Raw genomic sequence first — 22,200 nt, forward strand, 5'->3', positions numbered from 1 at the left:
TGGCGCAGCAACGCGTGGAGTCGGGGACTCCACCCTACGCATCGCGCCAGACGTAGGGTGTGAGGGGGGCGCCGAGCCTCCTGACTCCACGCGTTCAGGACCTCAGCACACTTTTGCCGTCAGAAATCCACCTGCGCCGACAACCGGAAGGTACGCGGTGCCCCCGGCAGCAGGTAACCGCCCAGCTGCTGCGTCACGTCGCGCCAGTAGAACTTGTCCGCCACGTTGTCGACACGCGCACGCAGGGTCACGTTCGTCGCTCCCATCTTCAGCCCATACGACGCATTCAGCCCGAACACGTGGTAGCCCGGGACGTTGACCGTGTTCTCCGGATCGAAGGACTTCTCGCCGGCGTACTGCCACTGGCCGCCGACCTTCAGGCCGGGCACGGCGGGGACCGCGTAATCGGCCCAGAGCGTCGACTTCAGCTCCGGCACATTGGTGACGCGCTTGCCGTCGTACAGCGCATCGCCCGTGTTTTCCTGCCGCGCGCGCAGTGCCATCAGCGAGGCGCCGTAGGTCAGCGCGCCGCTGCTCCGCTGGGCGGCCAGCTCGATGCCGCGGTGCTGCTGGTTGCCGTTGCGGACAAACGTGTTCTCCGCGTTCGTGTACTCGAAGCCCTTGGTGATCTGGAACAGCGCCGCGCTCAGCGCCACGCCGCCGACCTCGCCCTTGGTGCCGAGCTCGAACTGCTTCGAGCGGTTCGGGCCCAGGTCCTGGTTCTGGTTGGTGGTCTCCATCTCGGCCACGCCGCCGGCGTCCAGCCCGTGGGCGACGGTGCCGTAGACGTTCCAGCCTGGGTTCAGGCTGTAGACGAGCGACACGCTCGGCAGCAGAAAGGATGCGCGGCTCGAGGTCCAGCCGAGCTCCGGTTCCGGCAGCTGCTCGCTGGCGATCTTCACGTAGCGCAGGCCGGTGTGCAGGGCGAGGTCCGGCGTGAGGGTCATGATGTCCTGCACGAAGAGCGAGCGTTCGCGCTCGCTGAAGCGTTCGCTGACCGGGCCGGTGCTCGGGTTGCCCGGCGCAGGATCGACGACCTGGTTCACGTAGATATTGCTGGAGCCGGCGTAGTCGTAGACATAGTCGCCGTAGCTGTTGTGGCGTTCGCTGTAGCCGATGCCGGCGGTGAGCAGGTGGCGCAGGGCGCCGGTCGCGAAGCGGCCCTGGACCTGCGCCTGGACGCCGAACGGGGTCTTGCGCTCGCCCGTGCTCTGGTAGTCGTAGACGTCGTAGTCGCCGTTCGAGCAGTAGCCCGGATAGAAGCCCTCGCCCTCGTTGCTGCAGCCGTAGGGGAAGGCGGTGAAGTCGTCGCGCTTGAACCAGTGCTTGTTGGCGGAGAAGGTGGCGCGCCAGTCGGGCGCAAAGCGGTAGTCGAAGCGCAGGCCGAGGTTGGCGCTGTCGGTGTCGACCGGCCTGGTCCATGGCTGGTCGTTGAGCAGGGTCTTGGGCGACACATTGGCCGGCAGCGCCACGCCGCGGATCAGCTGGTAGCCGGGCGCGGTGACCTGCTCCTTGTGCTGGATGTCCATGTCGAGCTGCAGCAGTGCGTCCGGCGTGATCTGCCAGTCGAAGGCGCCGGATGCGAACTGGCGCTTGCCGTCGGCGCCTTCCACGTAGGAGCGCAGGCGCTCGGCGGCGGCGTTCACGCGGTAGCCGAAGCGGCGGTCCTCGAAGCGTCCGCCGAGGTCGACGGCGCCGTACAGGGTGCCGCGCTCGCGCGCCTCGACCGTCACCGAACGCAGGGGCGCATTCGTCGGGCGCTTGGTGACGAAGTTCAGCAGGCCGCCGGGGGCGGCGAGGCCCGCCTGCATGCCGGCCACGCCCTTGAGCAGCTCGAAGCGCTCCTTGTTTTCGAGCGGGATCTGGGTGTCGGCCGGAATGGCGAAGCCGTCCTTGCGGTAGCCCGAGTTGTTGTTCAACATGAAGCCGCGCACCGAGAACTGCTCGGCATAGCCGACGGCGTTGTAGGCGTCGCCGACGGAGGCATCGTAGGCCACGGCTTCGCTGGCGCTGCGGATCGACAGGTCCTGCATCTGCTCGCGGCTGAAGGCGCTGATCGAGGCCGGGGTGTCGATGATCGCCATGTCGGCGAAGCCGCCGACGCTGGCGCGCTCGCTCGCGGCCCACTTGCTGCCGCTGACGTGGACCGAGGCGATCGGCTCGGCCGTTTGTTCAGACGCATGGACGGCGAAAGCCTGGGCCAGGGCGCAGGCGAGGAGGGAATGCTTGAAGACAGGGTTCATTGCTTGCTCAGGATTTGAGCGGCGCACGGAGGCGCCGCTTTTAAACAAAAAGCCGGAGCCAACGTGGGGGAAGGGCACACAAAGAAAGGGACTGCGTTGCGCTTTCCTTCGCTGGCATTATCCAGATCAGGTACGAAGGGTATCTCTCACCCGGAACGCGAATTCCAGGACCCCTAGCGAGGCGCGAGTGTAACACGGCCTGCTCGAGCCGTGGTGGTTCTGTCAATGCAGGGCGGGAAGGCGCGATACGAAACCGCTTACACCTCGGCGGTTTCGCGCAAGGGCGCCGCATGCTCATGATGCGAGCGCGCATGCAGCAGGTGCCGCTGCAGTGTCCCGCGCGCACCGTCGCCGATCGCGCGCCAGTACTCGCGGCGCTGGGCCGCGCGCTTGCGGTGCTTGGACGGCATGTCGGCCAGCGGCTTGAGGTAGAAGGGCAAGGCGATCAGCCAGGCCGAACCCGGCATTTCGACGCCGCCGAGGACCTTCCAGAAGCCGTCGTAGGCGTTGGCGAAGTGCTTGGCGTCCGCCGGGTCGTAGGCGATGTGGGCCTCGCACTTCACGGCCAGCACCTGTTCCATGCCGACCGCCTGGGCCACGCCCTGCATCGCGGCGAAGCAGAAGAAGCTCGGCGAATTGTTGGGGAAGCAGCGCTCGAAAGCCTCGAAGGCTTCGGTCGAATCGGTCCAGCGTCCCTGGTTGCGCGCGATGAAGGGCACCAGCGGCACCGGCACGCCGGCAATGGCGCCGTCGACCCAGGAAAAGGAGAGCCGCTGCAGCACCTTGCCGTCGGCGACCAGGGCGATGGTCAGGTCGCCCTCGGCATTCATGCGCGAGGCCATCTCGAGCCGGATCAGGAACTCGCTGCCCTCGGCCGCATGCCGCCACAGCGTCAGGCCGCCGGCCGCGTAAACCGCCTGCTTGTAGGCGGCGTCGAAGGTGGTCTCCTCGAAACGGTAGTGCGACAGCACGCACTGCACCCGCTGGCGCGCGCTCAGGCCCTCGACCAGGTAGCCACGGTGGCTGAGATGGTGGAAGGGATCGTCGTGCGGCGCCGCCATCACGTAGTTGCGGTAGACATCGAGCTGGCACAGGGCGGCGTGGTCGCGGTAGAACAGCAGCACGCGCGCACTGCGCAGGGTCGACAGCAGCCAGGAGGAGAGCGGCAGCCGCCGGCGGTAGGCCAGCCAGTGACGGGTCAGGTGAGAGAAGATCATGGAGCCTTCCTTCGGAGACGTCGGGTTGCGGACAGGCTCATGTTGTCCTACCTGGGGCGCTCGGGCGGTGAGATTGCTCAAGGGAAATAAATTCTTTGAGGCAATATTTTTGCCGGCATGTTCCCCGCCGCGGACGCGTCCTCGCAACATCGTTCTTCCTTCAGTTCGGTCTGTTTTTATGATCGAACGTCACCGTTCGTTTCCTGAAAGATACCATATCCCCGACGCATGGCACCGATCCGAGGCGCGCGCAGCCCCGCCGGATTCTGTTCCATACTCGTGGCTCCACCACGGCGGAGGGCACGATGGCTTACCAACTGTTTTATTGGCCGGGCATCCAGGGACGCGGCGAATTCGTCCGCCTGGCCTTAGAGGAAGCGGGCGAGGATTACGAGGATGTGGCGCGCGGGCCGGGCGGCAGCGATGCCATGATGGCCGCGCTGAAGGAAGGCCAGACGCCGGCCTTCGCGCCGCCTTTCCTGCGCAGCGGCGGCATGACGATCGGCCAGACGGCGGCAATACTGATGTACCTCGGCGAGCGCCACGGGCTGGCGCCGCAGGACACGGCCGGCCGGCTCTGGACCCACCAGCTGCAGCTGACCATCGCCGACCTGGTCGCGGAAGCCCACGAGACCCACCATCCGGTCGGCGCCGGCCTGTATTACGAAGACCAGAAGCCGGAGGCGCGCCGCCGCGCCGCCGAGTTCACGGCCGCGCGCATGCCGAAGTTTTTCAGCTATTTCGCGCACGTGCTGGGCGAGCAGGACTTCCTGACGGGAGCGCAGCTCAGCTACGCCGACCTGTCCCTGTTCCAGGTGCTCGAAGGCCTGGATTACGCCTTCCCAAAGGCGACTGCGCGCATCCTGGCCGAGCATCCGAACCTGGCGGCCCTGCGCGCGCGGATTGCGGCCCGTCCGCGCATCGCCGCCTACCTGGGCTCGCCGCGCCGGCTGCCGTTCAACGAGGAAGGCATCTTCCGGCGCTACCCCGAGCTCGACGAATAGCTCAGTCCCAGGCCGGGGCGAAATCCGGATTCACCAGGCGCTCGCCGCGGTCCAGGGCGTCGATGGCGGCGATGTCGGCCGGCTCCAGTACCAGTTGGGCAGCCTCTAGGTTCGCGGCCAGGTTGGCCCGTTGCGTCGACGAGGGGATCACCGCGTGCCCCTTGGCCAGCGACCAGGCCAAGGCGACCTGCGCCGGGCTTGCCTGGCGCTGCGCCGCGATGGCCCGCAGCACAGGGTCGTGCAGCACCTTGCCATAGGCGAGCGGCATGTAGGCCGTGACGCGGATGTCGTGCGCGCGAGAGAAGGCGGCGACCGCGCGGTTCTGCAGCCATGGATGGAGCTCGACCTGGTTGGTGGCGATGTTCGCCGCGCCCACGGCCTCGATCGCCTCGCGCATCAGGGGAATGGTGAAGTTCGAGACGCCGATGGCGCGCGTCAGGCCGAGTGTGCGCGCTTCGAGCAAGGCCGCCATCGATTCGGGCACGGCCACCTTGCCGCCGGGAGAGGGCCAGTGGATCAGGGCCAGGTCGAGCGAGTCCAGTTGCAGCTTGTGCAGGCTCTCCTTCAGGCTCGGTATCAGGGCGTCGCCGGCCAGGTGCTCGGTCCAGACCTTGGTGGTGACGAAGACCTGGTCGCGCGGCAGGCCGCTGGCGGCGAGCGCCTGGCCGACTTCGAGTTCGTTGCCGTAGATCTGGGCGGTGTCGATGTGGCGGTAGCCCAGGTCGAGGGCGTGGGCGACGCTGGCTATGGCTTGCTGGCCCTGCAGGCGGAAGGTGCCGGCGCCGATGGATGGCATGTTCATGTGGGTGTCCTTGTGGTGTTAAACGAGTTCGTGGGCGGGTTGCGGCGCAGGCGCCGCAGCAGTTCGGGCGTCGCGCCGGTCGAGGCGGCCGGCTAGCGTGCTCAGGGCCAGCGCGCCGAGGACGATGGCGGCGCCGATCGGCGGCGTCGCCATCAGGCCGAGGTGTTCCAGCACCAGGCCACCGCCCCAGGCGCCGAGGGCGATGCCGAGGTTGAAGGCAGCGATGTTCAGGCCGGATGCCATGTCGAGGGCGCCCGGCGCGTCGCGTTCGGCGCGCTGGACCACGTACAGCTGCAGTGCCGGCACGTTGCCGAAGGCGACCGCGCCCCAGGCGAGTACCGTGGCCACCACCAGCACCGGATGCGGCGCGGTGAAGGTCAGGAGCGCCAGCACGGCGGCCAGCAGCGAGAAGACGATCTGCAGGGCGCGCACCGGTCCCTTGCGGTCGGCCAGGCGCCCGCCCCAGATATTGCCCGCCGCGACCGACACGCCATACACCAGCATCACCAGGCCCACGCTCGCCGGCGCGAAACCGGCCACCTCCTGCAGGATGGGCGCGAGATAGGTGAAGGCGATGAAGGAGCCGCCGTAGCCGAGCGTCGTGATCGCATACACCAGCAGCAGGCGCGGCTTGGCGAAGACCGCGAACTGCTCGGCCAGGCGGACCGGCTTAGTTGCGCCTGCCGAGCCGATCGCGGCCGGGACCAGCAGCCAGCTGCCGACCATGGCAACCACGCCGAGCAGGGCCACGGCCAGAAAAGTAGATTGCCAGCCGAACTGCTGGCCGATCCAGGTGCCGAGCGGCACGCCGGTGACCAGCGCCACCGTCAGACCGGTGAACATCAATGCGATGGCACGTGCCGCCTGGGCCTTGGGCACCAGGCTGGTGGCGATGGTCGAGCCGATCGAGAAGAACACGCCGTGCGCCAGGCCGGTCAGCACGCGCGCCGCCATCAGCGAAGCGTAGCCCGGCGCGTTTGCAGCGACCAGGTTGCCGATCGTGAACAGCAGCATCAGCGCGATCAGGAGCCGCTTGCGCGGCACGCCGGCGGTGAGGGCGGTGAGGATGGGCGCGCCGACCGCGACGCCGAGCGCATACACGCTCACCAGCAGGCCGGCGGAAGGGACAGACACGCCGAGGCTGGCGGCGACGTCGGGAATCAGGCCGACGATGACGAATTCGGTGGTGCCGATGGCGAATGCGCTCAAGGTGAGCGCCCAGAGGGCAAGTGGCATGGGTTTCTCCTGTAGCCGGGCGAAAAGGAGCTGCAGTGTGCGCGCCGCCGGCCTGGAGAAACAGGCCCTGGCGTAGAATACACTTTTGACTCGGAGTCACGAATGATCGATGTCGAGGCCTTGATTGCCTTTTCCGCCGTCATGGATGCAGGCTCCTTTTCCGGCGCCGCCGAGCGCCTGGGGCAAACGCCTTCGGGCGTCTCGCGCACCATCGCGCGGCTGGAAAAGCACCTCGGCCTGACGCTGCTGCTGCGCACCACGCGCCGCCTGCACCTGACCGACGAAGGCGCCTGGTTCCTGGCGCGGGCGCGCGCCCTGCTGGCCGACCTGGCCAACACGGAAGCCGAAGCCGCCGCGCGCCGTTCCCAGCCCGCGGGCCTGGTGCGCGTGAACGCGGCGACGCCCGCTTTCGACCACCTGCTCGCGCCGCTGGTGCCGGCCTTCCTCGACGCCTATCCGCTGGTGCAGCTGGAACTGACGAGCGGCGAAACCGTCGTCGACCTGATCGAAGAGCGCGCCGACCTGGCGATCCGCATCGGCAACCTGCCGGATTCGACGCTGAACGCACGCCGCCTCGGCAGCAGCCGGGTGCGGGTGCTGGCCGCGCCCGAATACCTGGCGCGCCACGGCACCCCTGCCAGCGTGATCGATCTGGCCGGGCACCGCCTGCTGGGCTTTTCGGCGCCGGCCTCGCTCAATACCTGGCCGCTCCAGCACGCGGGAGGCGAGGGCTACACCGTCGCGCCCGCCGTGACGGCCTCGAGCGGCGAAACGGTGCGCCACCTGGCGCTGGCCGGGGCCGGCATCGCTTCGCTCTCGAGCTTCATGACGCGCGAAGACATCGCCGCCGGGCGCCTGGTGCCGGTGTTGCCCGACGCGGCCCTGCCGTGGTCGCAGCCGATCTGGGCCGTGTTCTACAGGCAGGGAGCGCTGGCGCCGCGGGTAGGGGCGCTGGTCGATTTCCTGGCGCGCGAGCTCGCGTCACGGCTGGAAGAGTAAGGGCGCCTTGGCGCGGCGCAGCATCGACATTGGTTGCGCGAACTTCTGGCGAACGCTACGCTCAATAAAGCAGTACAAATCGATAACAGGGCGCGCCGCGCCGGCAACCCGTCCAACACATCCTGAAAGGAAAGCGTCATGAGTTCAGAAGTCAAGCCAGTCGAAGAGGGCATGCACACCATCACCCCGCACCTGGTCTGCGCAAACTGCCACGAGGCGATCGAGTTCTACAAGAAGGCCTTCGGCGCGGTGGAAGTCATGCGCTCTCCCATGCCCGACGGCAAGGTAGGCCACGCCATGCTGCGCATCGGCGACTCGCCCCTGTTCCTGGCCGACGAATTCCCCGACTACGGCTCCTTCGGCCCGCTGTCCCTGAAAGGCTCGCCGGTGACGATCCACCTGTCGGTGCCGAACGTGGACGAGCTGTGGGCCAGTGCCAAGGCCGCCGGCGCCACCGTGCGCATGGAATTGGCCGACATGTTCTGGGGCGACCGCTACGGCCAGCTCGACGACCCCTTCGGCCACCGCTGGTCGCTGGCCACGCATATCCGCGACGTGTCGCCGGAGGAGATGGAAGAGGCGATGAAGCGCGAATGCGCTTAAAACGAAAGTAACGAAGCAGGCGGCATCAACGCCGCCGGCTGTTACGCTGCCGCCAGCCCCAGGTGATCGTAGAGGATCAGGCTGCCGATCGCGATCAGGACGATGCCGCCGACCAGTTCGGCGCGCTTGCCCACGAGCGCGCCCAGGCCGCGTCCCAGCATCACGCCCAGGGTGACCATGACGAAGGTGGCGAAGCCGATCGCGGCCGCCGTGACCAGGATGTTGGCGTCGATGAAGGCCAGGCCGGCGCCGACGATCAGCGCGTCGATGCTGGTCGCCATGCCGGTCAGCGCCAGGCGCAGGAAGGAGTGGCTGTTCGGCCGGTCTTCCTCGGCTTCAGGCGCGCTGCAGCCTTCGCGGATCATGCGCAGGCCGAGCACGCCCAGCAGCACGAAGGCGATCCAGTGGTCCCAGGCTTCGACGTAGGGCGCCGCCGCATTCCCGAGCGCCCAGCCGAGCAGGGGCGTGAGCCCTTCGATGACGCCGAAGATGGCGCCGGTGCGCAAGGCCTCGCGCCAGTGCGGCCGCTGCAGGGCGGCGCCCTTGCCGACGGCGGCGGCGAAGGCGTCGGTGGACATGGCGAGGGCGAGCGAAGCGGTGGCGAAGAAGTTCATGGCGCGCTGTGTTGGTGTGTCGGGGTGGCCGGGCGAACGCAGAGGCAGGCCCGCGCGGCCCGGTTGCGCGCGTGCATGCCAAAGGTCTTGCCAACCGGACGGCTGCCCGCACCACGGCACGCAGGCGCGCGCCGAGTATGTTGATACGGGAACTTCTCGCAAGCATCTGAGTGCGGAAGATGCATGTGCGGAAGCAGGCTACTCCCCAATGGAAGTCCCATTATAACCGAGCGGTCGGGGAGCTCAGCAATAAGACCCGGGGCGCCTGCCCGCGCACGTGAGCATTTGCATAACAAACGCACGCCACGTAGACTGAAACTGACCTGAACCACGGCCTTGGACGGCGGCCTCGGCCGCAACCGTAAGGTCTGGCGGTGCGCAGCCGTCGCACCCCCCGGCACCCTCGCGCGCAGGCCCGGCAGCAAGCAACCCATCGATCACCGAAGGAGGACAGTTTGGAACCAGACGACATCAGCGCAATCGAGACCGTGATCGTGCCCCCCACCCACGACCTGGGCGACGGCTTCAAGGTAAGGCGCGCGCTGCCGAGCCGCGAGCGCCGCATGGTCGGCCCCTTCGTCTTCCTCGACCAGATGGGCCCGCACGTGTTCGACGCCGGCACCGGCCTCGACGTGCGCCCCCATCCGCACGTCTGCCTGGCCACCGTCACTTACCTGTTCGACGGCGAGATCCTGCACCGCGACAGCGTCGGCAGCGTGCAGGCGATCCGGCCCGGCGAGGTCAACTGGATGACGGCCGGCAAGGGCATCGTCCACTCCGAACGCACCGACGCCGCCCTGCGCCAGGGCGCCTCCAACCTGTTCGGCCTGCAATGCTGGGTGGCGCTCCCGAGCCGCCACGAGGAAACCGATCCCGCCTTCGCCCACCTCGACGCCGGCGCCTTGCCCGTGATCGAAGGCGAGGGCGTGCATGCGCGCGTGGTGGCCGGCAGCTACTGGGGCAAGCGCGCCCCGGTCGAGACCTTGCTGGACATGTTCTACGTGGACCTGCGCCTTGCGCCGGGTTCGCGCATCGCCATGCCGGCCGAGTATGCGGAACAGGCGCTGTACGTCGTCGCCGGCCGCCTCGACCTCGGGCGCGACGGCGTGTTCGACGCCGGCCAGCTGGTCGTGCTGAAACCCGGGGTGGAAGTGGTGCTGGCCGCGCCCGGACCAGGCGAGACGCGCCTGATGCTGCTGGGCGGCGAACCGATGGACGGCCCGCGCTACCTGTCGTGGAATTTCGTCGCCAGTTCCGAGGAACGCATCGAGCAGGCCAAACGCGACTGGCAGGCCGGCGCCTTCCCCCGGGTGCCGGGTGAAACCGAATTCATTCCGCTGCCCGAGCAGAAGGGCAGGCCGGTGCGCTACCCCTGACCCGGCGCCACATCGCCGGCGGCCGGGCAGCGCTCCTGCGTCGCCCGGCTTGCCTGCACGCGCCCGGCGCAAGTATGTCGATAGCAATCCAGCCACATTTTCGGCCCTGATACCCCGATGTCAAGATTGACCGGAAAACAACGTTAATTCGAATTATCCATGCCATCCAAACAACTAAATTATTTCCACATGGAAATTGTAAAAACCCGAGCTTCGAAGGGTTTGCAAACCCCGTTCCAGCGTCCTGCGACCCACTCGATGGTGCGCCCATGAACGCCGATCAGGTCCAGCGCATCGCCGCCTTTTCCGATGGCGCGCAAGGGGGCAACCCGGCCGGAGTCTGGATCGGCACGGCCCTGCCGGAAGCGGCGGAGATGCAGCGCGTCGCCCACGAGATCGGCTATTCGGAAACGGCCTTCGCCGCACCCCAGGGCGATGCCTGGCGCGTGCGCTATTTCTCGCCGGAAGCCGAGGTGCCTTTCTGCGGCCACGCCACCATCGCCCTCGGCGCGGCGCTGGCCGCCGGCCATGGCGACGGCACCTATGCGCTGGCGCTGAACGATGCCGCCATCACAGTGGAAGGGCGGCATACGAGCGGCCCCGACGGCACAAGCCTGGTATCGGCCGCGCTGCAGTCGCCGCCGACCGCGAGCCGCCCTGCGCCGGCGCCCGCCGTCGAACGCGCGCTGGCCCTGTTCGGCTACCGCCAGGAAGACCTCGATCCGCGCATCCCGCCCGCCCTGGCCGAGGGCGGAGCGCCGCACCTGGTGCTGGCGTTGCGCAGCCGGGAGTTGCTGGCGGCGATGCGCTACGAGCTTGACCCCGGGCGTACCTTCATGCGCGAACTGGGCATCGTGACCGTGGTGCTGGCTTGGGCGGAAACCCCGACGCTGTTCCATACCCGTAACCCCTTCGCTGCGGGCGGCGTCTACGAAGACCCGGCCACCGGCGCCGGTACGGCGGCCTTGGCCGGCTATCTGCGCGACCTGGGCTGGCCGCACGGCGGCGCGATCGACGTCGTGCAGGGCGAGGACATGGGCATGCGTTCGCGCCTGCATGCCGAGATCGGACCCGACAAGGGCGGATCGATCCGGGTGTCGGGCACGGCGCGCCCCATGTAGCAAGCACGCGGGCGGCGCCATGCGTCGCCTTGCCTAAATTCATCGAACGAGCGTTCGAAACTCAAGAATTGAGGGTAAGAAACACTCTTTCTCGGCGTTTAACTTTCTTTTAGAACATTGATAATAGTCAACATCAAAGTCGTTTCACTAATATCAATTCAAGGAATACCGCCGCCATGGAAATGCGTACCCCTTCGTTCTTCTCCGCTGCTTCGCGTCCCGACATGGCCACGGAGCGCCTGCCGTTCACCATCCGCCGTGTCGACAGCGAAGAGAGCCTGAAGAAGGCGGTCGCGATCCGCCAGGCAGCCTATGCCCGCCATGTTCCCGACTTCGCCCGCTCGCTGGAGTTGCCGGAGGAAGCCGATTACGAGAGCGAAACCATCGTCCTGCTCGCCGAATCCAAGCTCGACGGCACCTCGCTGGGCACGGCCCGTATTCGCACCAACATCCACCATCCGCTGCACATCGAGGAATCGGTGGTGCTGCCCCAGTGGCTGCAGGGACGCCGCCTCGGCGAAGTCGAGCGCCTGGGCGTGAGCCAGGGGCGGATGGGCCAGATGGTCAAGGTCGCGCTGGTCAAGGCGTTTTTCGAGTACTTCGAGAACAACGGCATCGACTATGCCGTCATCACCGGACGCACCCCGGTCGACCGCCAGTACGAGCAGCTGATGTTCACCGATGTGTTTGGTGACCAGGAACTGGTGCCGATGCGTCACATCGGCAATATTCCGCACCGTGTGATGGCCTTCGAAATCGCCACCGGCGAAGCACGCTGGCGCGCAGCGGGCCATCCGCTGCTCAAATTCTTCCGCGAAACGCACCATCCGGACATCGACGTCGGGCGCAAGGCTGAGTTGCTTTTTGGTGCAGCGCGCGCCCCGCAGCGTGCCCCGGCCGCAACGCCTGCCTTCAACATGCGCGAAATGGCCCTTGCATAAATAGATATTGCATGACGGTATCACGCTAAAGCTGTATCCTTGCGCCTGATCAGGCTGCGGTGAATATCGCGGCGCTGCAGTTCGCTCGATACCGCTTATGCCAAATACTACCGTTCACCAGCACAGATCTCTTACGTCGGCGGCCAACGCGGCCCTCGAACGTCTGCTGCGGGTGTTCGCGTATTACCTGATCCCGATCGGGATCGGGGCCTTCTCCCTCGTTGCGCTGTTGTTCTGGCACAACCAATACAAGGTCAGCGAGCCTGAGCCGGTCTCCGCGCGCTTCCTCGTGCAGGAGGCGGGCGTCTCGCCCGTTCCCGCCCAGGTACTGGCCCGCCTCGCCGGCCAGCCGGCGGCCGCCAGTTTCGACACCAACCTCAGCAGCCACCCGATCTGGTTCAGCTTCGCGCCGGCGCCCGGCGCGGCCGGGCAGGGCGTCATCGAATTCCCCTCGCGCCATGCGCTCGCGATCAGGTGCTGGGACGCGGCCTCGCTGCGTCCGCTGGGCGAAGCCAGCCGCGGCCATGACGGCGGAGCGATCAGTGCCGCCAAGGCCGGCTTTGCGCTGAACATGGCGCGCCTGCCGGCGCAGATGCTGTGCAGCGGCACCTTCTCCGGCCCGGCGCGCGTGAGCGTGGTGCAATGGCAGCCGGAACAGTATGCTTTGTCGGTGGAACAGTACCACCGCAAGTCCGGCCTGCTCGACGGCGGCATGATCGTGCTCGCGCTGTTCGTCCTGCTGACCGCGCTGATCAACCGCCAGCCGCTGTACGTGCTGTTTTCGGGATGGCTGATTCTGAACCTGCGGGTCGCCGCGCTGTCGGCCGGCTGGGACATCCAGTGGTTGGGGCAAACGGTGCCCGCCGACTGGCTGATGCTGTCGCGCTCGGTGACGCTGACCCTGTTTGGCATCGCCACCCTGGTCCTGTACCACAACCTGCTGCGCCCCGGCCTCGAGGGCACGCGCTATGCCGCCCCGATGCGCGTCATGCAGTGGCTGTGCCTGCCGCTGCTGGCGGCCTCGGTGCTGCTGCCTTACCATGTCTACCTGCCTATCCTGTGGGGGATCTGCGCCGTCTACCTGCTGTTCATGACGGGCGGCCTGTTCAAGGTCATCGCCGCGTCGCGCGACCGCGTGGCGACCTGGTTCGCGGCTTCGTTTGCCCTGACCGTGCTCGCCACGCTGGTCGAAATCGTCTCGGCGGCGCTTGGTGCGCGCGAAGTGGTCGGCTTCATCAACAGCGTTACCGCCGCCCTCGCATCGAGCCTGCTGGCGGCGCTGGCAGTGGCCGAGCAGATGCGCGTCGAGACCGAAAAACGCGAGGAGGCCCAGCGCAAGCTTGAGCGCGCCTACGAGGCGATGCCGGTCGGGCTGTTCACGCTCGACCTGAATGGCTGCTTCCTGTCGGTCAACCCGGCGCTGTGCCGGATGCTGGGCATCGAGGCCCTGGTGCCCGGCCAGACCCGCTGGCAGCAGTTTTTCGACGACGCCAGCTGGCGCCAGCTGCGCGAGCAGATGCACGTGCAATCCAGCGTGGAGCTCGACCTGGTGCATCATGACGGCGGACGCCGCTTCCTGGTGCGCGCCACGCTCGCCCACGGCCTCATCGAAGGCGTGCTCGAGGACATCACCGAAAAGGTCAAGGCCACCGAGCAGCTGCGCTTCATGGCCGACAACGACCCGCTGACGAAAGTGTTCAACCGGCGCGGCATCGAAAAGATGTTCGAAGAGGCGGCGGTGTCGCTCACCGCGGGCAAGCCGATGGCGCTGGCCTACATCGACCTCGACCGCTTCAAGCTGATCAACGACCTGTTCGGCCACTCGGCCGGCGACGAGGTGCTCAAACAGGTCTGCGAGCGCATCGCCATGACCCTGACCGGCGCCCAGCGCCTGGGGCGGGTCGGCGGCGACGAATTCGTCATCGTCATGCCCGACACCTCGATCCCGCTGGCCTCGCTGATCTGCCGCGGCATCGTCGAGCGCATCGGCAACGTCGCCTACCGGGTCGGCGACAAGGCCTTCCACGTGCGCGGCTCGATCGGCCTGATCGAAGTGTCGACCGGCATGCCGATGCGCGACGTCATCTCGACCGCCGACCGCGCCTGCCGCGAAGCCAAGGAGTCGAGCGACGGCCTGGTGATCTACGAGCGCAACGCCTCGGCCTTCCACGAGCGCGAAGCCGAACTGAACCTGGTCGCCAAGCTGCAGGGCCCGAGCGCCACCGACGGGCTGTTCATCGAGATGCAGCCGATCATGTCCCTGAAGACGCCGCACGAGTCGCTCAATTTCGAGGTGCTGCTGCGCATGCGCGGCCCGGACGGGCGCATCATGCCGGCCGGCCCGCTGATCGGCGCGGCCGAGAAGAGCGGCCGGGCAGGGGTGATCGACCGCTGGGTGCTGAGCACCACGCTGGGCTGGATCGCCGAGAACATCACGCGCCTGCCGAACACCCGCTTCGTGTGCATGAACCTGTCGGGCGCCTCGCTCAACGACGAACGCTTCGTGGCCGACACGCTCGAGATCCTGGCGCGCCACGTGCACGTGGCCAGTCGCCTGTGCATGGAGATCACCGAAAGCGTGGCCCTGCACGACCTCGACAACACGCGCCGCTTCATCGACCAGGTGCGCAACTTCGGCGTCAAGGTCGCGCTCGACGACTTCGGCGCCGGCTACACCTCCTTCTCCTACCTGAAGGAACTCCCCGCCGACGTGCTCAAGATCGACGGCAACTTCATCGTCAACATTAACGCCCACCCGGCCAACGTGGCCATCGTCGAAGCCATCGTCAGCCTTGCGGTGAATCTGGGCATGAAGACCATCGCCGAATGGGCCGAGGATGCCGCCACCGTGCAGACGCTTGCCGAGATCGGCGTCGACTACGTGCAGGGCTGGGCCGTGGCGCGCTCGCAGCCGCCGGAGCGCATGCTGACGGCGCCGTCGTCGGCCAGCTTCATCCAGGACAAGCATCTGCTGGAATTGCTGCCGACCCTGGGGCATGGAGCCGCGCTGGATTTGCAGGGGATTGCGCGGTTTCACTGAAACCGTAGGGTGGACGGCTATGCCGTCCACGCGTTCAACCACCCTATGGAGATTCGCGATTCGGATGGCACACGTGCGTTGAACGCGTGGACGGGAGACCCGTCCACCCTACGAAGACCCTTACTGGATCGTCGCCAGCGTCGGCCGCGGGTGGCGGTCGGCGTCGATCAGCAGCAGCTGGGCGCGGGCGGCTTTCAGGGTCGCGACATCGCGTGCGAGGGGACGGTCGCGATTCGGCATGCGCGGGCGCCAGTCCTGCTGGCGCACCATCGCGGGCGGTGCCTCGTAGCGCGTCACGGGCACGGCTGCCGGCTGGGCGGCGGACTGGTCGGCAGTCGGGGTGTCCGCTTCGGCGGCGCTCACCAGGCGCGTCGCGCGGGCACCGGCTTCACAGGGCTGGTCGGTCAGCGTGACGTGGCCGGCGTTATCGACGCACTTCAATACTTCGGAGCCCGCCAGGGCGGCAGGCGCGGCGGCGAGGACCGCCAGGGAAAGAGTCAAGCGAGAGGCTAGGCGCTTCATGGTCACCTCCATCAATACGATGGAGCCATTGTCCCGGCCGAGACCGCCTCACTCTGTTCGCTGACACACGGTGCATAAACATTGTCAAAAAAACCACGGATGGGTTAGCTCGGCGTTTCAAAACGCGTGGAGTCAGGAACCGTCGCCCAGCCGTAAAAGCTAAAACTCCGGCCCCGGCCGCTCCGCCACCAGCTGCACCTCGACCAGGAAGCCGTAATGCAGCCCCGGCACCGGCACCACCGCGCGCGCCGGCTTGTGCTTGCCGAACACGCCGGCATACACCTCGTTAAACGCCGGCCAGTTCTCCACGCCGACGATGTAGGCCGTGCACTGGACCACGTCGTCGAAGCCGCAGCCGGCCGCGCGCAGCACTTTCTCGCACTGCGCGAAGACGGACGCGCACTGGGCCGCGAAGCCCGCGTCCGGCTCCACGCTGCCGCGTGCCGGCAGGATGCCCGACAGGAAGACCAGCGAACCGCTGGCGACCGCCTGCGAATAATGCCCGGCGGGCGCCGGCAGCTCGTTCGAGTCGATGAGCTCCATTACGACCTCATTACGCCACGAGCGCGGCGAAGCGCGACAGGTCGACGTTGCCGCCGCTGATCAGGATGCCGACGCGCTTGCCCGCTACCGGATAAGCGCCGTGCAGCGCGGCCGCCGCGCCCAGGCAGCCGGTCGGCTCGACCATCATCTTCATGCGCTCGGCGTAGAACTTCATGGTGTCGACCAGCTGGGCGTCGCTCACGGTGACGATGTCGTCGACGCGGCGCCGGATGACCTCGAAATTGTGCTCGCCCACGTGGGTGACCATGGCGCCGTCGGCAATGGTCTTCGGCACGCCGATGTGGACGATCTCACCCTTGCGCAGCGACTGGCGGCCGTCGTCGCCGGCTTCCGGCTCGACGCCGATCACCTTGCAATCGGGCGCCAGGCCGGATGCGGCCAGGGCGCTGCCGGCCAGCAGGCCGCCGCCGCCCAGCGGCACCAGCAGCACGTCGAGCGGGCCCACGTCCTGGAACAGTTCCAGCGCCGCCGTGCCCTGGCCGCAGATGACGTCCGGGTGGTCGTAGGGCGGGATCAGGGTCATGCCGCGTTCTTCCGCCAGCCGGCGCGCGATCTCTTCGCGGTTCTCGGTATAGCGGTCGTAGAAGATCACCTCGCCGCCGTATTCCTTCGTTGCCTGCACCTTCAGCGCGGGGGCGTCCTGCGGCATGATGATGGTGGCGCGGATGCCGGCCAGGCGCGCCGACAGGGCGATCGCCTGCGCGTGGTTCCCGGACGAGAAGGTCAGCACGCCGGCCGCGCGCTGGGCATCGGTAAAGCGCGCGATGGCATTGAAGGCGCCGCGGAACTTGAAGGCGCCCATGCGCTGGTAGTTCTCGCACTTGAAGAAGAGCTGGGCGCCGGTACGCGCGTTGGCGGTGGTCGAGGTCAGCACCGGCGTGCGGTGGGCGGCGCCTTCGAGGCGGGCGGCGGCCTGTTCGACATCGTTGAATTGCAGGGGAGCGGTCATGGGACGAAAAGGAAAAAGAAAAATCAGGAAGCCAGCGGCAGCGCCAGCTGCACCAGCAGGCCGCCGCCTTCGCGGTTGTGCACGGCCAGGTCGGCATTGTGGCGGCTGACCACGCGCTCGACGATGGCCAGGCCGAGACCGGCGCCGTTGGCCTGGCCGCGCGCCGTGTCCAGGCGCGTGAAGGGTTTAAGCAACTGGTTGATCTGGTCTTCCGGCACGCCGGGGCCGTGGTCGGCGATCACGACGACGGCGCGCCGGCCCTGGGGCGTGGCGCGTACCTGGCAGGCGAAGTCGATCTCGACGATGTCGGTACCCGGCGTGCGCGCATAGCGGCGTGCGTTCTCGACCAGGTTGTTGATCACGCGGCGCAGGTCGATCTCGTTGCCCATCACGCGCACCCCGTCCTCGATGCTGGTTGCCACCCGCACGTTCGGCAGGCGCGTGGCGTGCATCGCGCAGTCGTGCAGCAGGCTTGAGAGGTCGACCGGCACGAAGGTTGCGGCCTCGGTCGGCTTGGCGTAGTCGAGGAACTGGCCGATGATCGCGTCCATCTGGGCGATGTCGGACTGCATGCCTTCCCTGGCGTCGGTCGACAGGTTGGCCATCTCCAGTTCGAGCTGCATGCGCGCCAGCGGCGTGCGCAGGTCGTGCGAGATGCCGGCCAGGATCACGGCGCGGTCCTTTTCCACCTGCGCCAGGTCGTCGACCATCTGGTTGAAGCTGCGGTTCGCCTCGATGATCTCCTGCGAGCCTTTTTCGGGCAGGGGAGCGGGGCGCTCCCCCTTGGCGATCACGCGCGCGGCGGCCGTCAGGCGCGCCAGCGGCAGGTTGATCAGGCTCGAGATGAAGGCCGCGCCCAGCAGCGAGAGCACGCCCACCACGCTGGCCCAGCCGAGCCACTGCACGCGGGTCAGCCCGGCCAGGCGCTCGCGCTCGAGCATCAGCCAGTACTGGTCGTCCTCGATATTGAAACTGATGTAGAAGCCGGCGACGCCGTTCACGCGGCTCGAAAAACGCGTCTGCGGGCCGAGCTTTTCGCGCACGGCCGCCGCGATTTCGGGCATCAGGGGTGTGGCGGGCGGCGGGTCGACCTGGTCGGTGTCTTCCAGCGCAAAGATGCGGATGCCTTCGTTCGACACCAGTTCGAACAGCAGTTCGCGCCGCAGGTCGGGCGCCGAGTGGGTCAGCGCCGCCTTGGTCAGCGTGACCGCGGAGACTACCAGGGCGGCCGTCTGCTGCACCTGCGGGCCGCGCTGGAAGACGTTGAGCATGCCGATCCAGGAACCCATCGACAGGGTGGTCAGCAGCGAGAGCAGGAAGAAGGTGCGCCAGAACAGACCGCTGCGCATCCAGCTCAGACGGCCGGGAACCGAGCCCGGGCCGGGCCGGGTTGATGTTGCAAGCGATGCGAGCACTAGCGCGGCTGTCCTTCAGGGATGAACACGTAGCCCAGGCCCCAGACCGTCTGGATGTAGAGCGGGCTCGATGGATCGGGTTCGATGAGCTTGCGCAGGCGCGAGATCTGGACGTCGAGCGAGCGGTCGAAGACTTCGTATTCGCGGCCGCGGGCGAGTTCCATCAGCTTCTCGCGCGAGAGCGGCTGGCGCGCATGGCGCGCGAACACCTTCAGCACCGAGAATTCGCCGGTGGTCAGCGGCACCGTTTCGCCGTTCTTCTTGAGCGTGCGCGTGCCCAGGTCGAGCACGAACTGGCCGAACTCGAAGGTCTGCGGGGTCTCCGACGGTGCGCCCGGGATTTCGTCCGGGCCCTTGCGGCGCAGGACGGCGCCGATGCGGGCGACGAGCTCGCGCGGGTTGAAGGGCTTGGGCAGGTAGTCGTCGGCGCCCATCTCGAGGCCGACGATGCGGTCGACGTCTTCGCCCTTCGCGGTCAGCATGATGATCGGGGTCTGGTCGCCGGCGCCGCGCAGGCGGCGGCAGATCGACAGGCCGTCTTCGCCCGGCAGCATGAGATCGAGCACCAGCAGGTCGTAGCGTTCGCGCAGCCACAGCTTGTTCATCGCCGGCGCGCTTTCGGCCGTGACGACCTGGAAGCCCTGCTCGGTGAGATAGCGCCGCAGCAGGTCGCGCAGGCGCACGTCGTCGTCGACGACCATGATCTTCGCGCTATGTCCGCCGGTACCCGCCGATGTTGCGTTATTGCCCAGGTTCGTGCCCGAATTGGATGTGGAAGATGTATTCATGTGCTGTTAGTTTGTTAGAATCATGTCGCTATGGTAACTTCTCTCCGCGCGTAACATTCGGAATACTGACGGGGCATTACATTGTGTTACAAACTTTACCCAATTAGCCTTATACCCCGACGCAGTTCCACATACACTGGGCACCAATGAAGTACAGCTTATCTGTTTATCCGGCATCGCGGAAGAGGAACACCATGACAAACGCGCACATCAAAACCATTGCAGCATCCGGGGCATCGGGCCACCGGCTTGCCCGCCTGGCGCGCCGTGGTGTCGCCGTGTGCGTGCTGGCTTGTGCCGGCATCGGTGCCGCCCAGGCACAATACCATGGCCGCCGCGACGACGCCCAGCTCCAGCCTCCACCATCGGCCCGCGGCGAGCGCCTCGCCGTGCCGCCGCAAATCGAGCAGCCGCGCGAGCAGCGGGCATATGACCATCAGCGCATGGTCGAGCAGCAGCGCGAGGAGCGCCGCCAGGCCGTGCAGATGATGCAGCACGAAGGCGCGCGCGACAGCGGCCGCCGCGGCGGGCGCCTGACCCCGGACGAGCGGCGCGAGCTGCGCCGCCAGGTCAACGAGGCCGGGATGGACATCTACCCGAACCGCGAACGCCGCTAATCGGCCGCTTATCGGACGCACATCGCCACAGCCAAAGCCGGGTTCGTCCCGGCTTTTTTGTGTCTTTTTTCCGGCGTATGGATGAGAATGTGTGAGATTGTTGTTAACAATTATTTATTTACTGATGACAACATGCTACGCTAGGGGTGCAGCAGCTGTGCTGCACGCCATGACCCCGCCAGGGGCCGGCGCCTACCCTGGAGCGCGAACGTGTCCGATACCGCCGCCGTTGCTGCACCCGTCCTACCTTCCGTTCCGGCGGCCCGCTTCGCCGGCGGCGGCCCGGAGCACTGTCTCGAACAGCGCCCGGACGGCGTCTACGCCGACCCTGCCGTGCTCGGCACCACCGTGCTGGCGGCGCTCGACAGCCTGCTGCGTGCCGGCAGCTACCTGGCCGGCCTCGACTACCCGGTCCTGATCAAGGCCATCTACGGCACCGGCCCGGCGCTGCCGCCGGCGCCGGACGGCCTGCCCGTGGTGCGCCTGGCGCGCGCCATCCTGTCCTTCGACGAAGGACGCCGCGCCCTGTACAAGTCGGTGCGCATCGACGGCGGCCAGGCCGAATACTGCTTCGAGCCGGTGTACCTGGCCGCCCGCGACGGCGAGCCCGAGCTCCCGACGCGCCTGGACGCCGACGAGTTCGTGGCCGACATGTGGCTCAAGGGCATCCGCTTCGGGATCGACATGGCGGCCGTGCGCGCCGGCGTGGCGAATCCCGGCCTCGGGCGCAGCGTGGTGGCGCGCCGCCTGGAGCCGGTGCCGGGCGAGGACGCGGCCGTGGTCGAGGTCTCGGACGACATCCACCGCAGCGACGCCCCGCGCCAGCTTGCCAACGGCAAGTTCGACCTGATGCGCTTCCAGAACCGCTTCCCGCAAGTGCAGGCAGGCACCCGCCTGCTGCAAAAGCTGCCGCCGCGCCCGGGGCAGGCGGGTTTCGAGCTGTCGGGCATCCGCATCGAGCCCGCCGCGCCGCGCGACCTCGATTTCAGTGCCTACGCGGGCGAGGGCACCCGTGTCGAGCGCACCAGCGCCGGCGACTGCCTGGTCGCCACGCGCACCGGCTACCTCGACGTGGAGTCGGCCAGCGGCCGGATCGCGGTCGGCGACAAGATCGTCAGCCGCGACGGCGTCAGCGCCAAGACCACGGGCAACCTGGAGCTCACCGGCGACTACGAGGAATTCGGCGAGGTGCAGGAAAAGCGCGTCATCGAAGGCAACGGCATCACCGTCCACGCCGACGTCTACGGCGAGATCGTTTCGCGCGGCGGCACGGTGCGCCTGCGCGCCAACCTGGTCGGCGGGCGCGCCCACAACCGGCGCGGCGACATCCAGGTCGACGGCGTGACCTCGAACGCCGTGGTGCAGGCCCTGGACGGCAGCGTGATCCTGGGCCGTGCCGAGAACTGCATCGTGTCCGGCAACCGGGTGCGCATCGAGCATGCCATCAACTGCGAGATCCTGGCCGAAGAGGTATCGATCGGCCAGGCCGAAGGCTGCGCGGTGGCTGGCGTGCGCGTCGCGATCGACACCGCCATGCCGCGCAACGCCAGCGAGATGCTGGTGTATGTCCTGTGCGCCGATTGCAGCCGCATCGACGAGGCGCGCGACCAGGTCAAGGCGCGCCTGGTGGAGCTGGAAGCAGTCATCGTCCGCCACAAGAACGAACTGGCCCAGCTGTGCGTCCAGCCGGCGCTGCGCAAGTACCTCGAGATCGCGGGCCGCGTGCGCAGCGGCGAAGCTGCCCTGAGCCCGGCCCAGGCGCAGCAGTTCCGCCAGATGGGGCAGGGCGTCGCCCCCGAGCTGCAGCGGATCGGCGAAGTGTCGGCCGCCAGGAAGGCGCTCGAAGGGGACATGGCGCAGGGCCAGGCCCTGCTCGCGAACCTCGCGGCGCAGCGTGCGTCCCGCGCCGGCGCCAGCAGCCTGGTGCTGCGCCAGCTGGGCGGCGACACCCTGGTGCGCCAGCTCGCCTTCGATCCCGATGGGCCGGTCCTGCATCGCCTGGCGCCGCGCGAGTTGAAGGCGCGCTTGAGGGGCGTTGAAGGCACGCCGCTCTATGCCGGCGCCTACGGCAGCTACGGCTGGGACAGCGCTTGAAGACGCCGAAGTAATGTTGTAAGGAAATATTGACTGCACTCAACAAGTGCAGGTG

19 protein-coding genes and 1 riboswitch are annotated in these 22,200 nt (G+C 67.6%); of the genes, 9 read left to right on the forward strand and 10 right to left on the reverse strand.

Annotation, left to right across the window (positions count from 1 at the left end):
* Window positions 1–119 precede the first annotated feature (119 nt).
* Together ACWCIA_RS12305 and ACWCIA_RS12310 are read right to left on the reverse strand one after the other, a co-directional pair.
* Window positions 120–2,243, reverse strand: a complete 2,124-nt coding sequence (locus ACWCIA_RS12305; protein WP_454163627.1) for a TonB-dependent siderophore receptor — start codon at window positions 2,241–2,243, stop codon at window positions 120–122.
* A gap of 86 nt (window positions 2,244–2,329) precedes the next feature.
* Window positions 2,330–2,428, reverse strand: a riboswitch (TPP riboswitch).
* Between the two features lie 72 nt (window positions 2,429–2,500).
* A complete protein-coding gene (locus ACWCIA_RS12310; protein ID WP_454163629.1) occupies window positions 2,501–3,460 on the reverse strand; it encodes a DUF535 family protein in 960 nt (319 codons plus the stop codon).
* 305 nt (window positions 3,461–3,765) lie between these two features.
* Between ACWCIA_RS12310 and ACWCIA_RS12315 the strand changes: the two genes are divergently transcribed.
* Window positions 3,766–4,464 carry a glutathione S-transferase family protein gene (locus tag ACWCIA_RS12315; RefSeq protein WP_454163630.1) on the forward strand — a complete coding sequence of 233 codons (699 nt, stop codon included), beginning with the start codon at window positions 3,766–3,768 and terminating at the stop codon, window positions 4,462–4,464.
* 1 nt (window position 4,465) lies between these two features.
* Here the strand turns inward: ACWCIA_RS12315 and dkgB are convergent, their stop codons facing one another.
* Together dkgB and ACWCIA_RS12325 are read right to left on the reverse strand one after the other, a co-directional pair.
* Complete coding sequence (dkgB, locus tag ACWCIA_RS12320) at window positions 4,466–5,266, reverse strand: 2,5-didehydrogluconate reductase DkgB (RefSeq protein ID WP_454163631.1); 801 nt, start codon at window positions 5,264–5,266, stop codon at window positions 4,466–4,468.
* Window positions 5,267–5,284: 18 nt separating this feature from the next.
* Window positions 5,285–6,502 (reverse strand): MFS transporter, encoded by a 1,218-nt coding sequence (locus tag ACWCIA_RS12325; RefSeq protein WP_454163632.1) that lies wholly within the window; start codon window positions 6,500–6,502, stop codon window positions 5,285–5,287.
* Between the two features lie 102 nt (window positions 6,503–6,604).
* Between ACWCIA_RS12325 and ACWCIA_RS12330 the strand changes: the two genes are divergently transcribed.
* Window positions 6,605–7,501, forward strand: a complete 897-nt coding sequence (locus tag ACWCIA_RS12330) for a LysR family transcriptional regulator (protein ID WP_454163634.1) — start codon at window positions 6,605–6,607, stop codon at window positions 7,499–7,501.
* Window positions 7,502–7,639: 138 nt separating this feature from the next.
* Window positions 7,640–8,104 carry a VOC family protein gene (locus ACWCIA_RS12335; protein ID WP_454163636.1) on the forward strand — a complete coding sequence of 155 codons (465 nt, stop codon included), beginning with the start codon at window positions 7,640–7,642 and terminating at the stop codon, window positions 8,102–8,104.
* Between the two features lie 41 nt (window positions 8,105–8,145).
* Here ACWCIA_RS12335 and ACWCIA_RS12340 read toward each other — a convergent pair whose 3' ends face one another.
* Complete coding sequence (locus tag ACWCIA_RS12340) at window positions 8,146–8,718, reverse strand: manganese efflux pump MntP (RefSeq protein ID WP_454163638.1); 573 nt, start codon at window positions 8,716–8,718, stop codon at window positions 8,146–8,148.
* A 455-nt stretch (window positions 8,719–9,173) separates the two neighbouring features.
* On the opposite strand from ACWCIA_RS12340, the gene ACWCIA_RS12345 reads away from it, so the two are divergent.
* The 4 genes from ACWCIA_RS12345 to ACWCIA_RS12360 all read left to right on the forward strand — a co-directional run bounded on the left by ACWCIA_RS12345 (window position 9,174) and on the right by ACWCIA_RS12360 (window position 15,196).
* A complete protein-coding gene (locus ACWCIA_RS12345; RefSeq protein ID WP_454163640.1) occupies window positions 9,174–10,094 on the forward strand; it encodes a pirin family protein in 921 nt (306 codons plus the stop codon).
* Between the two features lie 269 nt (window positions 10,095–10,363).
* Window positions 10,364–11,215 (forward strand): PhzF family phenazine biosynthesis protein, encoded by an 852-nt coding sequence (locus ACWCIA_RS12350; protein WP_454163642.1) that lies wholly within the window; start codon window positions 10,364–10,366, stop codon window positions 11,213–11,215.
* Window positions 11,216–11,391: 176 nt separating this feature from the next.
* The gene (locus tag ACWCIA_RS12355; RefSeq protein ID WP_454163644.1) at window positions 11,392–12,156 is read left to right on the forward strand and encodes an N-acyl amino acid synthase FeeM domain-containing protein; all 765 of its coding nucleotides are present in this window, start codon (window positions 11,392–11,394) and stop codon (window positions 12,154–12,156) included.
* A 97-nt stretch (window positions 12,157–12,253) separates the two neighbouring features.
* Window positions 12,254–15,196 (forward strand): EAL domain-containing protein, encoded by a 2,943-nt coding sequence (locus ACWCIA_RS12360; protein WP_454163646.1) that lies wholly within the window; start codon window positions 12,254–12,256, stop codon window positions 15,194–15,196.
* A gap of 120 nt (window positions 15,197–15,316) precedes the next feature.
* Here the strand turns inward: ACWCIA_RS12360 and ACWCIA_RS12365 are convergent, their stop codons facing one another.
* The 5 genes from ACWCIA_RS12365 to ompR all read right to left on the reverse strand — a co-directional run bounded on the left by ACWCIA_RS12365 (window position 15,317) and on the right by ompR (window position 19,347).
* Entirely contained in the window at window positions 15,317–15,718 is a 402-nt protein-coding gene (locus ACWCIA_RS12365) for a DUF4124 domain-containing protein (RefSeq protein WP_454163648.1), read from the reverse strand.
* Between the two features lie 159 nt (window positions 15,719–15,877).
* Window positions 15,878–16,261: a RidA family protein gene (locus ACWCIA_RS12370; protein WP_454163650.1), complete on the reverse strand. Its 384-nt coding sequence runs from the start codon at window positions 16,259–16,261 to the stop codon at window positions 15,878–15,880.
* 10 nt (window positions 16,262–16,271) lie between these two features.
* Entirely contained in the window at window positions 16,272–17,231 is a 960-nt protein-coding gene (locus ACWCIA_RS12375; protein WP_454163652.1) for a threo-3-hydroxy-L-aspartate ammonia-lyase, read from the reverse strand.
* Between the two features lie 23 nt (window positions 17,232–17,254).
* The gene (locus ACWCIA_RS12380) at window positions 17,255–18,580 is read right to left on the reverse strand and encodes an ATP-binding protein (RefSeq protein WP_454163654.1); all 1,326 of its coding nucleotides are present in this window, start codon (window positions 18,578–18,580) and stop codon (window positions 17,255–17,257) included.
* Window positions 18,581–18,645: 65 nt separating this feature from the next.
* The gene (ompR, locus tag ACWCIA_RS12385) at window positions 18,646–19,347 is read right to left on the reverse strand and encodes an osmolarity response regulator transcription factor OmpR (protein ID WP_229425647.1); all 702 of its coding nucleotides are present in this window, start codon (window positions 19,345–19,347) and stop codon (window positions 18,646–18,648) included.
* A 281-nt stretch (window positions 19,348–19,628) separates the two neighbouring features.
* Here ompR and ACWCIA_RS12390 point away from each other — a divergent pair, with 281 nt between their 5' ends.
* Both ACWCIA_RS12390 and ACWCIA_RS12395 read left to right on the forward strand, forming a co-directional pair.
* Complete coding sequence (locus tag ACWCIA_RS12390) at window positions 19,629–20,051, forward strand: hypothetical protein (protein WP_454163656.1); 423 nt, start codon at window positions 19,629–19,631, stop codon at window positions 20,049–20,051.
* A gap of 210 nt (window positions 20,052–20,261) precedes the next feature.
* Complete coding sequence (locus ACWCIA_RS12395) at window positions 20,262–22,145, forward strand: flagellar assembly protein A (protein ID WP_454163657.1); 1,884 nt, start codon at window positions 20,262–20,264, stop codon at window positions 22,143–22,145.
* Window positions 22,146–22,200: the final 55 nt, after the last annotated feature.

The sequence above is a fragment of the Massilia sp. SYSU DXS3249 genome (assembly GCF_053668055.1).